At 52.8% G+C, this 15016-nt stretch carries 11 protein-coding genes and 1 pseudogene; 4 read left to right on the top strand and 8 right to left on the bottom strand.

Going from position 1 to position 15016, the window contains the following annotated elements:
- Positions 1-53: 53 nt before the first annotated feature.
- The 4 genes and pseudogenes from mhpT to FDW98_RS23565 form a co-directional block, all read left to right on the top strand.
- Positions 54-1268 carry a 3-(3-hydroxy-phenyl)propionate transporter MhpT gene (gene mhpT, locus FDW98_RS03835; protein ID WP_096759464.1) on the top strand — a complete coding sequence of 405 codons (1215 nt, stop codon included), beginning with the start codon at positions 54-56 and terminating at the stop codon, positions 1266-1268.
- A 277-nt stretch (positions 1269-1545) separates the two neighbouring features.
- Positions 1546-2949: an S-methylmethionine permease gene (mmuP, locus tag FDW98_RS03830; protein WP_096759463.1), complete on the top strand. Its 1404-nt coding sequence runs from the start codon at positions 1546-1548 to the stop codon at positions 2947-2949.
- Positions 2936-3868, top strand: coding sequence for a homocysteine S-methyltransferase (gene mmuM / locus FDW98_RS03825; protein ID WP_096758133.1), 933 nt, complete (start codon positions 2936-2938; stop codon positions 3866-3868). Before mmuP ends, mmuM begins: the two co-directional genes overlap by 14 nt.
- A gap of 35 nt (positions 3869-3903) precedes the next feature.
- A pseudogene (locus FDW98_RS23565) lies at positions 3904-4029 on the top strand (hypothetical protein); the annotation flags it as partial.
- Positions 4030-4464: 435 nt separating this feature from the next.
- On the opposite strand, the gene FDW98_RS03815 reads toward FDW98_RS23565, so the two are convergent.
- From FDW98_RS03815 to FDW98_RS03780, 8 genes are all read right to left on the bottom strand, one after another.
- Positions 4465-5931, bottom strand: coding sequence for a PAAR domain-containing protein (locus tag FDW98_RS03815; protein WP_137398735.1), 1467 nt, complete (start codon positions 5929-5931; stop codon positions 4465-4467).
- Positions 5932-5938: 7 nt separating this feature from the next.
- On the bottom strand, positions 5939-6661 hold the full coding sequence (locus FDW98_RS03810; RefSeq protein ID WP_226794583.1) for a hypothetical protein: 723 nt from the start codon (positions 6659-6661) through the stop codon (positions 5939-5941).
- A gap of 202 nt (positions 6662-6863) precedes the next feature.
- Positions 6864-7910 carry a ferric ABC transporter ATP-binding protein gene (gene fbpC, locus FDW98_RS03805; RefSeq protein ID WP_096758131.1) on the bottom strand — a complete coding sequence of 349 codons (1047 nt, stop codon included), beginning with the start codon at positions 7908-7910 and terminating at the stop codon, positions 6864-6866.
- Positions 7911-7921: 11 nt separating this feature from the next.
- Positions 7922-10000 (bottom strand): iron ABC transporter permease, encoded by a 2079-nt coding sequence (locus FDW98_RS03800; RefSeq protein ID WP_096758130.1) that lies wholly within the window; start codon positions 9998-10000, stop codon positions 7922-7924.
- Positions 10001-10136: 136 nt separating this feature from the next.
- Positions 10137-11168, bottom strand: a complete 1032-nt coding sequence (locus FDW98_RS03795) for an ABC transporter substrate-binding protein (RefSeq protein ID WP_096758129.1) — start codon at positions 11166-11168, stop codon at positions 10137-10139.
- Positions 11165-12469, bottom strand: coding sequence for an MFS transporter family glucose-6-phosphate receptor UhpC (uhpC, locus tag FDW98_RS03790; RefSeq protein WP_096758128.1), 1305 nt, complete (start codon positions 12467-12469; stop codon positions 11165-11167). Before uhpC ends, FDW98_RS03795 begins: the two co-directional genes overlap by 4 nt.
- Before the next feature lie 85 nt (positions 12470-12554).
- Entirely contained in the window at positions 12555-14096 is a 1542-nt protein-coding gene (locus FDW98_RS03785; RefSeq protein ID WP_096758127.1) for an MASE1 domain-containing protein, read from the bottom strand.
- Positions 14096-14725, bottom strand: coding sequence for a response regulator transcription factor (locus FDW98_RS03780; RefSeq protein WP_096758126.1), 630 nt, complete (start codon positions 14723-14725; stop codon positions 14096-14098). Before FDW98_RS03780 ends, FDW98_RS03785 begins: the two co-directional genes overlap by 1 nt.
- Between the last annotated feature and the right edge of the window lie 291 nt (positions 14726-15016).

Below are 15016 nucleotides of genomic sequence, written 5' to 3'. Positions count from 1 at the left end.
TGGCAACGTATCAGCCGCGCTTCACCTGCATCGTGACCTCAGAGGTACACCTCATGACAACCCGTACCCCCGCATCCTCCTCCCGTCTGACGCTGACCGTCGGGCTGTGTTTTTTAGTCGCCCTGATGGAAGGGCTGGATTTACAGGCCGCCGGTATCGCTGCCGTCGGCATCGCCCAGGCTTTTGCGTTAGATAAAATGCAGATGGGCTGGATCTTCAGCGCCGGTATTCTGGGATTACTGCCCGGCGCGCTGGTGGGCGGTATGCTGGCTGACCGCTATGGGCGCAAGCGGATCCTTATTGGCTCCGTGGCGCTGTTTGGCCTGTTTTCGCTGGCGACGGCGATATCCTGGGATTTCTCGTCGCTGGTGTTTGCCCGCCTGATGACCGGTGTCGGGTTGGGGGCGGCGTTGCCGAACCTGATCGCACTGACCTCCGAAGCCGCAGGCCCGCGCTTTCGCGGCACCGCGGTGAGCCTGATGTACTGCGGGGTGCCGATTGGCGCAGCGCTGGCGGCGGCGTTGGGTTTTAGCGGTGTGGCCTCCGCCTGGCAAACTGTGTTCTGGGTTGGTGGGGTGATCCCGCTGCTGCTGGTGCCGTTGCTGATGCGTTGGCTACCGGAATCACATGTGTATGCCCAGCAAACGCAGGCCGCCGCCGCACCGTTGCGTGCGCTGTTTGCCCCTGCCACCGCGACCGCCACGTTGCTGCTGTGGCTGTGTTATTTCTTCACCCTGTTGGTGGTGTATATGCTGATCAACTGGCTGCCGATGCTGCTGGTTGAACAGGGCTTTCGTCCCTCACAGGCGGCGGGCGTGATGTTTGCCCTGCAAATCGGCGCGGCCAGCGGGACGTTAATCCTCGGTGCATTGATGGATAAACTGCGCCCGGTGGTGATGTCGCTACTGATTTACACCGGGATGCTGGCTTCACTGCTGGCGCTCGGTACGGTGTCGTCATTGAGCGGTATGCTGGTGGCCGGATTTGTCGCAGGGATGTTTGCCACCGGCGGCCAAAGCGTGCTGTATGCGCTGGCTCCGCTGTTTTACAGCACCCCCATCCGCGCCACCGGCGTAGGCACCGCGGTGGCCGTTGGGCGCCTCGGGGCGATGAGTGGTCCACTGTTGGCGGGGAAAATGCTGGCGCTGGGCACTGGAACGGTAGGCGTGATGGCGGCCTCCGCACCGGGTATTTTGCTGGCCGGGCTGGCGGTGTTTGTGCTGATGAGCCGTAAATCACAGATACAGGTTCAAGCCAGCGACTCCTGACCGTGCGCTCATCCGGACGTATGAGGTGTGACGCGCGGTTCCTACTTTCGGGGGAACGTCATTGGACGTCTCCGTTGCCAGAGTTGAATAAACCCTGATAGCGGAGGCGTTATGGCCTGGCGACCTTTTTTGTATCTTATTGTTAATCCTCGTCCTGTGTTGAGCGCCCGGCGCGGGCATCTGCGTCTGGTGCAGGGCTAACTTTGCATTGTGTTTATAAACGCGGTATAACAAACCTTCTTTGGATGTTTAGATGTCCATACGTTTAGAAGGTCATATGCAAACAACACAACAAAATGCGCCACTGAAGCGCACAATGAAAACGCGTCACCTGATTATGCTCTCTTTAGGTGGCGTGATTGGCACAGGGTTATTCTTTAATACCGGGTACATCATCTCCACCACCGGGGCGGCGGGGACGCTGCTGGCCTATTTGATTGGCGCGCTGGTGGTCTGGCTGGTGATGCAATGTCTGGGTGAACTGTCGGTGGCGATGCCGGAAACCGGCGCGTTTCACGTTTATGCCGCGCGCTACCTCGGCCCGGCGACGGGTTACACTGTCGCCTGGCTCTACTGGCTGACCTGGACCGTGGCGCTTGGCTCCAGCTTTACCGCCGCCGGTTTCTGCATGCAGTACTGGTTCCCACAGGTGCCGGTGTGGATCTGGTGCGTGGTTTTCTGCGTCGTTATCTTTGGCTTGAACGTCATTTCTACGCGTTTTTTTGCCGAAGGGGAATTCTGGTTCTCGCTGGTAAAAGTCATCACCATCATCGCCTTTATAATCCTCGGCGGGGCGGCGATATTTGGCTTTATCCCGATGCAGGATGGTTCACCCGCGCCGGGGTTGAGCAATATCACCGCAGAAGGCTGGTTTCCACATGGTGGCCTGCCGATCCTGATGACCATGGTGGCGGTGAACTTTGCTTTCTCGGGAACCGAGCTTATCGGCATCGCGGCAGGCGAAACGGAAAACCCACGCAAGGTGATTCCGGTGGCGATTCGTACCACTATCGCACGACTGATTATTTTCTTTATTGGCACCGTGTTTGTGCTGGCGGCATTGATCCCGATGCAGCAGGCGGGAGTGGAGAAAAGCCCGTTTGTGCTGGTGTTTGAGAAGGTGGGGATTCCATATGCGGCGGATATTTTTAACGTTGTGATCCTGACGGCCATTCTTTCGGCTGCGAATTCAGGACTGTATGCTTCCGGGCGCATGCTGTGGTCGCTGTCGAATGAACGTACGCTGCCCGCCTGTTTTGCGCGAGTAACCAAAAACGGCGTGCCGTTGACAGCCATATCGGTCAGCATGCTCGGCGGCGTGCTGGCGCTGTTTTCCAGCGTGATCGCCCCGGATACGGTATTTGTGGCGCTGTCGGCGATCTCCGGGTTTGCGGTGGTGGCGGTGTGGCTGAGCATCTGCGCTTCGCATTTTGTTTTTCGCCGCCGTCACTTACAGCAAGGAAAGGCTGTGAGTGAACTGCATTATCGTGCGCCGTGGTATCCGCTGGTGCCCGTACTGGGGTTTGTGCTGTGCCTGGTGGCCTGTGTCGGCCTGGCCTTCGATCCCGCGCAGAGAATTGCGTTGTGGTGCGGGTTACCGTTTGTCGCGTTGTGTTATGGTGCTTATTTCCTTACTCAACCCCGTAACGCAAAACAGGAGCCACACCATGTCGCAGAATAACCCGTTACGCGCCCTCCTCGATAAACAGGATTTCCTGTTGCTGGATGGTGCTCTGGCGACGGAGCTGGAAGCGCGAGGGTGTAACTTAGCCGACAGCCTGTGGTCTGCCAGGGTGCTGGTAGAAAACCCGGCGCTTATCCGCGAAGTTCACCTGGATTACTTCCGGGCAGGGGCGCAGTGCGCAATCACCGCCAGCTATCAGGCAACCCCTGCGGGTTTTGTCGCGCTCGGCCTGGATGACGCGCAGTCGAAAGCGCTGATTGGCAAAAGCGTGGAGCTGGCGCGTAAAGCGCGTGAGGCGTATCTGGCGGAAAATCCGCAGGCCGGGACGTTACTGGTGGCGGGATCCGTCGGGCCTTACGGCGCGTATCTGGCCGATGGCTCGGAATACCGTGGCGATTACCAGTGCAGCGTCGAGGCGTTCCAGGCGTTTCATCGCCCGCGTGTTGAAGCGCTGCTGGACGCCGGAGCTGACCTGTTAGCCTGCGAAACGCTGCCGAATTTTGCCGAAATTCGCGCACTGGCTGAGTTGTTGACCGCGTATCCGCGTGCGCGGGCATGGTTCTCGTTTACCCTGCGTGATAGCGCACATCTGAGCGACGGCACGCCGCTGCGCGAAGTGGTGGCGTTACTGGCAAACTACCCGCAGGTGCTGGCTATTGGTATCAACTGCATTGCGCTGGAAAACACTACTGAGGCGTTGCAGCATCTGCATGGCTTAACGGCGCTGCCGCTGGTGGTGTATCCGAACTCGGGCGAGCAGTACGATGCGGTGAGCAAAACCTGGCATCATCACGGTGATCATTGCGCGCAGCTGGTGGATTATCTACCGCAGTGGCGTGCGGCGGGCGCCCGGTTGATTGGTGGGTGCTGTCGCACCACGCCTGCGGATATTGCCGCGCTAAAAGCGCGAAGCTGAGAGTTTATCGGGTCTACAGTGAATGATGTGGCGATATGGCTATTGTGATTTTAGGTAACAGGCCACACTCGCCAGCAGCCGATCCTAAAGTGAATCCAAATTTTTTTGTGAGTGGGTTATTACCTGCTGCTACTTACGACCGGATTGTTGACCAAATATAGGGTGCATTGAAATAAAATTAAATAAAGGGACTCCAATGGAGTCCCTTTATTTAGAAAATGATAAAAAAACCGATCATTATTGGAATGCAAATCAATAATGATAATGATTCAATTCTAAATCCTAGTGTTAATTTTTTTGGAAGATTTCTTATTAGATTATACCCTTCTATGCTTATACCATGATGTAAATGCTTATGGTATTTAAAGTTTAAGCTTCTAGTTATAAAACTAACTTTCGCATTATATAAATATGGAGTAGAAAAAACACTTGCATCTTTGCATAACTTTGTTGAAAGCGGTAGGGGACCTATCTCTTTCTCGTATATTTCAACTATTTTTTTGTATGCTTTTTTATTGTAAAAATAACATATCATGAATATTAAAAAATCAAATGCAAACGCAAGGCAAATTAAGTTTTTTATAACTTCATCATTTTCAATGAAAAATATTTTCATATATAATATGATCTCCTACATAATTACCTAATTTTTCACCAGCGTCCTCGCCATATTTTTCTGCAATCTTACCTGACGCAATAGTAACACCAACACCTGTAGCAAAACACAGTGCAGCACCGACCCCTCCAGCTTCTATAGTAGAAAGCCCTAATACCCACGTACAAACCACATTTGCTGCACGTCCAGCCGCCAGACCAGTAAGCATACTACTAGCCTGTTTGAATCCAAATTTACTATATTCAGTAATAGCGACTTTTTTGCATGCACTTTCACGGCCTTTTGCACAGGCATCATAAATATTTGATGTATATCCAGCGAAATCTAAACCTATGCCAACAAAACCAACGGTTTTCATCAGTTTAACTAATTTTGCCGAATTTTCAATATATGTAGCATAGCCCTCTATATTATCCACTCCAGTTTTATCCCATTTATGCATAATTGAGCTTGTTGATAAACCTAAAGCTTTTTTAATACTATTATATTCTTCCAGATTAAGATGGGTTTTGGAGAATTTATTTAAGATAACATTTAATTTTTCAAACAGTCTTGCTCGTTGACCAAAAAATTCCTCCCCCGATATGATTCCTTTGTTATGGGTGTACGTATCTTTATATAATTCCTGAATTTCAATTAATATTTGTTTTATTTCTTCGTAATAACTTTTACCTATCTCACTAATATATCCAAAACTATCTCCAGCATTTCCTAAATAATTACCGAAAAGTTGATATGAAAATGCATCCACGGCTCCTCTGTTATCATGCAATAACTTTGCATCCTGCAAGGTAAGTGGGGCCAGAGCTTTATCAATTCGATCTCGTGCTTTTTGCAATGTTTCAATCTGTTGCTGATCTTGCTTTTCAGGATCAACAACAATCAGAATTGAACCAGGTTGTTTTTTCATATCAGGATTCAGTTTGTGATATAGCTCTCTCGTACCATCGGGGGGATTAACAAAAATATACGGTTCATACGTTGATGGTTTAGTCTCATAGGGCAATACACAAAATCCCGCATCTACAGGCTCACGAGGCGGTTTATCCTCTTCAGCTTCAGTCGGACAATATGGCCCATGTGCCATCGTGAGCGGTTTTGGTACGTTCTGCGGCGTTACAGAGACCACTCTGTTTGTGACTGGTTTAGGTGCGGAGAGAACTTCACTCTCATAGAAATAACTGACATTTGAAATTGAGTTAATAAATCGGCATTTGCAAGGGCATGTGCCAACGCTATGTGCTGTTCCGGCAGCCTGAACACCATGTATAAAATAACCTGGTTGCCCTCCTGCGATGTGGTAGAGTTTTTTATCTTTACCACATATATAGCTATCGCCATGTCGTGCCGTTGGCTGTCCGTCGAGTATATGATTAGTACAACCTGTTAAAATAGTGCCACCGCAGGTTGTTTTATCTCCGACCCTTAAAAAATAGGCAATTCCCATACAAGTCTCATTTTAATAAAGTTAAATTTTCTGGATTACAAAAAAACCAGTCATTTTCCCATGTTGCCATATAAACACAATCTTCGATTTTATTTGACTCTTTGAGTTGCATATTATTATAAGCGATTAAACTTTGTTCTTTTAAATAGTCATTATGATAATTACATTGCGATTGAGTATGACTTAGAAAATCATGGAATCTTTTCTTCCACATTTGATGAAATCTATCTGTAACTTTTTCAGGTATTTTTAGGGTAGGGAATTTTTCATTTTCACTGAAACTGCTAAAGGTATATTTGACGGGGATTATAACTTGAGCTAAATGATAACCATGATATGTAATATTGCATTGTTTATCAGCCCATAATCCTGCACTCAACAGCAGATAATAATCATCGCTATTTTTGATGGCTTTATTGTTTTTTACCATTTCCCCAATGTTAAAATCATTCAGTGCATATACGCTCCACTTTTCATTAAATTTTTTCTCTAAGTAAACAGAGTAAATTGATGCTTCCATCTTTGAATAAAAAATTAAAATGCCCTCGATACTTCGATCGTATTTCCTCCACAATGGCTCTAACATTTCTTCGTTTTTATGCGTTTTTTTGTTGTATATGTCACTGACACGACCTAATACCCATAATTCGTGCTCGCTTATATATCGAGTGATTTTATTTTCTTCCTGGTGAAAATACATTTTTGAATCTCTCTCATCCGTTGAAAGCATGATGACATACTATTTCCTCTGTAAAAGTTGTGCGGCTGATCGCATAAGCAATAAAAAAGCCTGAATCCAATTCAGGATGATTCAGGCTTGAAATAATTAAGTTCATATGCATTCACTTAATAAATATTTTATAAAGATTTTTCCTTCTCTATAATCAAATTAATTTTATCTGGTCTGTTGTTTGATCGTAGCCCGACACAAATTATGCCGCATCCGCCAGGATAAACATGCCGTACGGGTGGATTTCGAGGTAATACTGCTCGCCAGCGTTTGGCTGTAAGCGCGTGGCGTTGACCTGCAATAGAATCTCCTGCCCGTGCCACTCTACCGTGACCTCATACTGCGGCCCCATATAGGTGACGTGCTGGATCACACAGCGCTGGCTCTCCTCGCCGCGATCGCTGAGCGTAATTGCCTCCGGACGCACGCCAACCGTACCTTCTCCCTGGGTGGCGAAATGCAGCGGCCTTGGCAGGCGATAACCGTAAATATCGACAAACGCCTCGCTGAACGCGGCCGGGAACAGGTTGGCATCGCCCATAAAGCTCGCCATAAAGCGCGAGGCGGGCTGGCGGTACAGATCCTGCGGTGAGCCGATCTGCATGATGTGTCCCTTGTTCATCACCAGTACGGTGTCGGACACCGCGAAGGCTTCGCTCTGATCGTGGGTCACGTACAGCGAGGTAATATCAAACTGCTTTTGCAGTTCGCGGATCTTGTCACGCATGCTGCGTCGCAGGTTGGCGTCGAGGTTACTCAGCGGTTCATCAAATAATAGCACCTTCGGTTTGAGGATCAGCGCCCGGGCCAGCGCCACGCGCTGCTGCTGCCCGCCGGAGATCTGATCGACATAGCGGTCTTCGAATCCTTCCAGATCCACCATCGCCAGCGCCTCTTTCACCCGCGCTTTCAGTTCGCTGCGCGATACGCCGAGCATCTTCAGGCCGTAGCCGACGTTTTCACCCAACGACATATGTGGGAACAGGGCGTAAGACTGAAACACCATGCAGATATCGCGCTGCTGGATGGAACGATGGGTAACGTCTTCGCCATCAATATAAATCTGTCCTTCGCTCGGTTTTTCCAGTCCGGCAACCAGGCGCAAAATGGTGGTTTTGCCGCAGCCGGAAGGGCCAAGCAGCGTCACCATTTGCCCTTGCGGGATGGTGAGATTGATGTTGTCGATAACCGTGTTGCTGCCAAAACGTTTGGTGACGTTGCGCAGTTCAACGAAATTTTTCTGAGTCATAGTGCGCTCCATTACGCCGGGTTTTTGGCTTTTGAACGGGAGGTACGTGATTCACCGATCAGCCAGTCAAAGATGAAAATAATCGCCAGCATCACCACGATCAGGATCGAACCGTAGGCAATGGCCACGCCGTATTCACCGTCTTCCACGCGGTTCAGAATGTAGGCCGTTGCGACGCGGGTATCTGGCGTGACGAGGAACACAATGGCGCTGACGGTAGTAATGGCGCGCACAAAGCTGTAGATCAGCGCGGAGAGGATAGCCGGGCGTAACAGCGGCAGCAGGATGTGCGTGATGGTCCGTAGCGAACCGGCACGCAGGCTGAGCGAGGCTTCATCCAGCGATTTATCGATTTGCCCTAAGCCCGCAATGCCTGCACGAATGCCGACCGGCACGTTACGCATCACCATTGAGATAATGACGATGGCCGCCGTCCCGGTGAGGTACACCGGGGCGCTGTTAAAGGCCAGAATATACGAGACACCCGCCACGGTGCCGGGAACGGCAAAGCACAGCATGGTGGTGAACTCGATAGTTTTTTTGCCTTTAAACTGCTGGCGCACCACAATCCAGGCGATCAGTAGCCCGAAGATGGCGGTGATTGGCGCGGCGATCCCGGCGTACAGCAGGGTGTCGAGCAGCGAAGGCCACGCGCCGTCGCTCATCCCCTGACCAAACAGCTTGGTAAAGTTCGCCAGCGTCAGGGTGTAGTCCACGCCCCAGTTAACGGTGAAGCTGCCGTAGAAAATGCTGCCATACAGCAGGGCGTTAAAGGCGATCCATACCGCCAGCAGCGCGACCACGCTCCACACCAGCGTTACCGGCAGCGGCTGCACGTCGCCACGGTATGATTTACCGGAAACGGTGACGTACGAGCGTTTGCCGATCCACATGTACTGCACGCAGAACACCAGCAGGGAGAACAGCAGCAGGAACGCGCCGAGCGTGCTGGCGGCCTGGTAATCGAGCTGTGAACCGGTGATGTAGAAGTAGATCTGTGTCGCCAGCACGTCAAAGTTACCGCCGAGCACCAGCGGGTTACTGAAGTCAGCCAGCGACTGCACAATGACAATCAAAAAGGCGTTTGCCAGCGCCGGTTTTAGCAGCGGGACAAACACGCCGTTAAAGGTCTGCCAGCGGCTGGCGCGCAGGGTGTACGACGCTTCTTCCAGCGACGGATGAATGGTTTTGATCGCCCCGTCGAGGATCATAAACGCCATCGGGGTGAAGGCCAGCACCTGCGCCAGCCAGATGCCGGTAAACCCATACAGCCAGTTGGTGTTGGTTAAGCCAAACCAGTCCACCATTAATTCGGTAATGTAACCGGAACGGCCCATCATTAAGGTGACGCCAAGGCCGACGACAAACGGCGGCGTCACGATCGGCAGGATCGAGAAAATGCGGCCAATAATGGCGCTGCGTCTGGCAATACGAGTGGTGTAAATCGCCAGCACCAGACCGAAGAAAGTACAGCCGACGCCGACGGCGATCGACAGCATAATGGAGTTGAGGATCACCTGAACGATATGCGCCTGCGACAGCACATTTATAAACGCCAGTGGGGCAAACTCTCCGGCGTCGTTGGTGAACATGGGAATGAAAATCGCGATGCTCGGCCAGACGATAAAAATCCCGATCAGCGCGACAATGGCGGTGAGCGATCCGATAACGAAACGGTCGCCACCCAGCCATTCGAGGCGGGTGAGCGCCAGCGTCATAATCGCGCCCAGCGCGACAAACAGCACGATGGTGGCATAGCCTAGGCCGCGTCCTTCAAGGGTGGCGCTGGCGACAATAAAGGCCATACAGAATAGCGACCAGCTCGCGTCGAGAGTGTGGCGGCTGCGCTGCTCGCGTTTGGCTTCCTGGAACGGACGTACCAGCAGCAGGCTCGGTAGCAGATACCACAACCAGCTAATATTGAAATGTGACCAGCTGTAGGCGGCGAGTATTTCCTCGCGCGTGGACTCCAGCAGTCCATAGTCCAGGCTCCAGCTTGGCAACAGGGCAAACGCCAGCCAGCCGAGTAAAACCCAAAGGAATATCGCATCCCGTTTTTTCACGGGATGGAGTGCAAGTGTCTGTGACATAGCGGTTCCGGTGTTCAATCCTGATGTAGGCCGGATAAGCTTGTGCGCCATCCGGCATTCAGGGTGACGATCATTGCCGGATGCGGCGTTGCCTTATCCGGCCTACGTAACCTTATCCGAAGAAGGTCATCATGTTTTATTTACCCATCTTCACTTCGCTAACCCACTTATTGATCAACGCTTTACGAACATCGGTAGAACCATATTTATCCATGTCGTAATTGATAAGCTTCAGGTCGTCGAGCTTCAGGGAGTTCGGTGACGTCTCGGCGGTGGTGTTGGTCAGGATCTGATAGGATTTGCCTTTCTTCCATGCCAGTTCCTGGGCATCTTTTGACAGTACCCAGTCAACGAACAGTTTGGCGTTGTCGAGGTTACGCGCGCCTTTCAGGATGCTGACGCCGCCAATTTCATAGCCGGTGCCTTCGCACGGCGAAATCAGCTCCAGCGGAGCGCCTTGTTCTTTTTCCAGCGAGTAGTCGTGCAGGAAGCCAATGCCGATCGCCGTTTCGCCACGGGCAGCGTTACGTGCAGGGGCAATACCAGACTTGGTGTACTGAGAAACGTTGGCATTGAGTTGCTTCAGGTAATCAAAGGCCTGATCTTCCCCCCACAGTTGGGCGAAGGTTGCTAGCGCGGTGTAGGCGGTGCCGGAGCTTTGCGGGTCGGCAATCTGGATTTCGCCTTTGTATTCCGGTTTAGTCAGATCCTTCCAGCATTTTGGCACCGGTAGGTTTTTCTCTTTCAGGCGCTGGGTATTGACGCCAAAGCCCAGAATACCGACGTAAACGGCGGAGGAGAGGTTACCTTTCACTTTTGCCGGATCGCGGAAGTTCTCCATGATTTGCGTGAGGTTCGGTGATTTATACGGCTGCAGCAGGCCCATCTCACCGGCCTGAGACTGCGGGTCCAGCGTACCGCCGTACCAGACATCCGCCTGCGGGTTTTTCTTCTCGGCATCCACTTTCGCCAGCGTACTGCCGGACCCGTTACGAATAAATGAGGTCTTCACGTCATATTTTTCACCGAAGGCTTTAGTTTCGGTTTCGCACATTTCGTTGGTGGCGCTGCAGTAGACCACCAAACGACCTTCAGCCTGGGCAACGCTGCTTAACGCCGCCAGCGCGAGGGTGGAAGCAATCAGGGTAGAGGTAAGCGTCAGTTTCATTGTTTTATCCTTTGACTGAGAGAAGGGGTAATGCCTGCAATAAGCAGCGGCATCAGCAATAAACCCATAACGACAGCGGCAACCGAGAGCAAACTGAACATTCCCGACCAGCCATAACGTTCAATGACCAGCGACAGCGGCCAACCCGCCAGCGCGGCCCCGAGATAGGCAAACAGCCCGAGAAAACCGGTGATCGAACCTGCGGCTGCTTTGTGTCCGCATTCGACGGCGGCCAGGCCAATCAACATCTGTGGGCCAAAAACAAAGAAGCCCACGCTAAAGAAACAGGCCGCCAGCAGCGCATAGTGGTGAATCGGAGCCAGCCAAAGGGCGGCGACGGAGACCATCAGCCCGAGCGTGAACAGCAAGATCATCGGCGCGCGCTGACCGCTGAACAGCACATCTGATCCCCATCCGGCAAACAGCGCGCCGAGCAAGCCGCCGACTTCAAACAGCATCACCGTGGCGTTGGCGTTGAGCAGATTCACGCCGTGGCTTTCGGTCAGCCAGATGTTGCCCCAGTCGTTAAGCGCGATGCGGATCACATAGACCAGCACATATGACACGCCCAGCAGCCAGATCATCGGGTTCTTCAGCATGGTGGTGCGTAACATTTGCCACAGCCCCATCGGTGGGCTTTGCTGCTGCTGGCGCAGTTCCAGCGGATCCTGTCGCCATTCTCCAACCGTCGGTAATCCCTCTTCCTGGGGCGTGCCTTTCAGTTGCAGGGTGAGCCAGATCCCTAATGCCATGCTGATTATCCCCGGTGTCAGCATCGCTGCCTGCCAGCCCCACCAGTGGGCGGCGAAGGCGCTAATCAGCGGAATGATGGCTCCGCCGATGTTGATAGACATATTCCAGCAGCCCCACCAGAAACCGCGTTCGTTACGCGAATACCAGTGAGTCAGCAGGCGGGCGCAGGGGGGCCAGCCCCAGCCCTGGAAAAACCCGTTGAGCGTCCACACCACCAGCAGCAGCGTCAGTGATTCGCCAAAGGCGAACACCACGTTTAAGATGCCGGTGGCAAACAGGCCGATGCCCATAAACGCCCGCTGCCCGTGGCTGTCATGCCATAATCCGGCGGTGAACTTTGACAGGCCGTAGGTCAGATAAAACAGCGAACCCAGCAGGCCAATGTCACTTTTATCCAGCCCCAGATCCGTTTGCAGCGCCGGGAGCACGTAGTTGACGCTTTTGCGCGTCAGGTAGAATGCGGCGTAGCCAATGACCATGCACATCAGTAGCCGGGGACGTAGCGCCCGGTAGCGTTGATCTGTTTCGCGTGATGCGCGTGCGTGCATGGCGGTCTCCATTTGTGCTGACTATAGGAAAGTGAAAGCAAAAGGGGATGAGAGAAAGTCCAGAGTGACTAAGACTTTTTCCTGGTTAATGATGGGTTTGTTGCAAATTTGTGGGCAGGTTAACAATTACCCGCGTACCGTTGTGCGATTCAAGCGTTAGCTCGCCACCCAGCGCGCTTACCCGTTCACGCATTCCCTGGATACCGAAACCGGGGATTTTTTCTGGCAGAATGCCCACGCCGTTGTCCTCAACGTGCAGAACCAGGCTGTGCTCCTGCTGGCGGAGCGCAATCGACACCTCGCTGGCGTCGGCATGTTTACAAACGTTATTGAGTAACTCCTGCAACAGGCGGTACAGCGTAAAGCGGACCGTTTCATTGTCTGGCGTATTTTCCAGCCGATAGTCAAACCGGCAGCGGATGCCCCGCTCGGCAAAGGCAAACTCATTCACCAGATGATGGAGCGCGTCTTGAAAGGACAGTTCATCGAGCGCGGGAGGACGCAGCTGGCGCAGCAACTGGCGGGTGGAGTGATGAATGCGCCGGGCAAGGTCATTGATCTGATTCGCTGCGTCCAGCGTTTGCTGTGGATCCTGTGCACGCTTGACCAGCTGAGAGTGGATTTGAATGGCGGTAATGTTTTGCCCAATTTCGTCGTGCAGCTCCCGCGCCAGACTCTTGCGCGTATTTTCTTCGCTGCGGATCAGTTGCTCAGTTAACGCCCGTCGTGCCGTCAGCTCGGCTTCCAGACGCTGGCGATAGTGGTGCAGGTTCTGCGCCAGATGCTGCTGGCGGCTGATAGCGATACCCAGGCCAATACCCAACAACGCCTGGGTAGCGAGAAAAATTTCCAGTTCCAGTAAATTGCTGAACCCCACACCGATTTGCCGGGCGATGGTGATCATCATGCTGCCAAGCAACCCGGATAATACGCCGCCCTGCCAGCCAAACTTCCATGCCATCACCACGTTGGGCAGAAACACTACGATCAGCAGCAGGCGCTCAATGTCTGGTGACAGCACCATCTGAGTGCCGATGCCGATAATAAAAAACAGGCTGCACCAAATGATAAGCGAGGTGCGCAGCGGCGGATTACGGGTGTCCAGTCCGAGCAAATGATAGCGGTGCTGCTGGCGCAGAAATTCGTAAATCAAATAAACAAATGGCGTCAACAGCACGCCGCCGGTAAACGACGCCAGGCCAATTAACATCGCCGGGCTTTCGATAAAGGGCGACAGGAGGGCGGTATTGAGCAATGCGGTGACGGTGACGGCGGCCAGTAGCAGCGTTAAGCGCTGCCAGTAGAGTGGGAAGCGGTGCCAGTAAGACTGGCCGATACTGGCCGGGATCAGGCTAATTAACGGTGCGACCAGCAGAATATAACCATTTAATAATTGTTCGCTGTGTAGCCAGAACAGCATTAGCACCGGTGGTAGTACCAGCGCGGGCCAGTAGCGGCGTGACAGCAGGATCAAGAGTGCGAGATAGACGCCGTGCGGCAGAAATAGCGCTGCCTGCTGACCGTTTTGGGTCAGGTAAAATCCCAGCGTCCACAGCATCAGCCAGCCTGAGCCCCAGGCCAGCAGGATAAACAGGGAGATCACCCAATGGCGAGCCGAGCGCGACATCAGTGCCCCGTCAGTAGCTGATGGTCGAGTGCAAAATGCACCAGGTCAATAGTGCTGTGGCATTGCAGTTTACCCAGCACGTTGGCGCGGTGGACGTGGACCGTTTTGTGGCTGAGGTCGAGCTTGAAGGCGATCTCTTTCACGCTGTCGCCTTTGACCAGCAGATCAAACACTTCGCGCTCGCGTGGGGTGAGGACTTCCAGCACCTGGGCGGGTTGTTCGCCGCCGCGTAGCGCCCGCAATGCGTCAGCGCACAGGTAATGCCCACCCATGCCCACTGAACGTACCGCCTGTACCAGTTCCTCCGGTCCGCAGCGTTTGGTCAGATAGCCGCTGGCACCGGCATCCAGTGCGCTTTGCACAAACGTCGGCGCGTCATAAATGCTGAGAATTATGGCGCGAAAGTTGGGTTTCTGCGCCCGCAGCCGTTTTAACAGACTCAGACCATTTTCATCCGGCATGGCGATGTCCATCACCGCCACGCTGACGTCATCGCGCAGTAACGCAGGCCAGGCCTCTGCCGCGCTGCTGTATTGACCGATGACGTTCAGGTCATCTTCAAGACTGAGTAATTGCGCAAAGCCGGAACGTACCACCACATGGTCATCCACCAGCACAACATGGATCATTTTCTTGCTCTCTTGTCTGACAATTGCGTCTATGATGCCTGCCCGCATTACGCTGGCAATCACCGGGATGCTGTTATGTAACGAATGTAACAAAATCGCAATAATTTGCCGGGTGTTGTAGGCCGGATAAGGCGCTTACGCTGCCATCCGGCAACAGTGCCTGATGGCGCTGCGCTTATCAGGCCTACGAATTCCATCTGTCATGAGCGAAATAGCTAACTATTGCCGCTTTTTTTCTAAAAACGCTTTGTTCTTAGCCAGAATTTTTAATTCCTTTATCAAAGTGTGCCG

The organism is Citrobacter sp. wls711 (genome assembly GCF_005281055.1).
Classification (GTDB): Bacteria; Pseudomonadota; Gammaproteobacteria; order Enterobacterales; family Enterobacteriaceae; genus Citrobacter; species Citrobacter gillenii.
This window is presented reverse-complemented; position numbering and strand designations above follow the sequence as displayed.

Bases quoted from the DNA above. Each gene is read 5' to 3' on its own strand.
- mhpT (WP_096759464.1), top strand. From the start codon at position 54: ATGACAACCCGTACCCCCGCATCCTCCTCCCGTCTGACGCTGACCGTC.
- mmuP (WP_096759463.1), top strand. From the start codon at position 1,546: ATGCAAACAACACAACAAAATGCGCCACTGAAGCGCACAATGAAAACG.
- mmuM (WP_096758133.1), top strand. From the start codon at position 2,936: ATGTCGCAGAATAACCCGTTACGCGCCCTCCTCGATAAACAGGATTTC.
- FDW98_RS03815 (WP_137398735.1), bottom strand. From the start codon at position 5,931: ATGGGAATTGCCTATTTTTTAAGGGTCGGAGATAAAACAACCTGCGGT.
- FDW98_RS03810 (WP_226794583.1), bottom strand. From the start codon at position 6,661: ATGCTTTCAACGGATGAGAGAGATTCAAAAATGTATTTTCACCAGGAA.
- fbpC (WP_096758131.1), bottom strand. From the start codon at position 7,910: ATGACTCAGAAAAATTTCGTTGAACTGCGCAACGTCACCAAACGTTTT.
- FDW98_RS03800 (WP_096758130.1), bottom strand. From the start codon at position 10,000: ATGTCACAGACACTTGCACTCCATCCCGTGAAAAAACGGGATGCGATA.
- FDW98_RS03795 (WP_096758129.1), bottom strand. From the start codon at position 11,168: ATGAAACTGACGCTTACCTCTACCCTGATTGCTTCCACCCTCGCGCTG.
- uhpC (WP_096758128.1), bottom strand. From the start codon at position 12,469: ATGCACGCACGCGCATCACGCGAAACAGATCAACGCTACCGGGCGCTA.
- FDW98_RS03785 (WP_096758127.1), bottom strand. From the start codon at position 14,096: ATGTCGCGCTCGGCTCGCCATTGGGTGATCTCCCTGTTTATCCTGCTG.
- FDW98_RS03780 (WP_096758126.1), bottom strand. From the start codon at position 14,725: ATGATCCATGTTGTGCTGGTGGATGACCATGTGGTGGTACGTTCCGGC.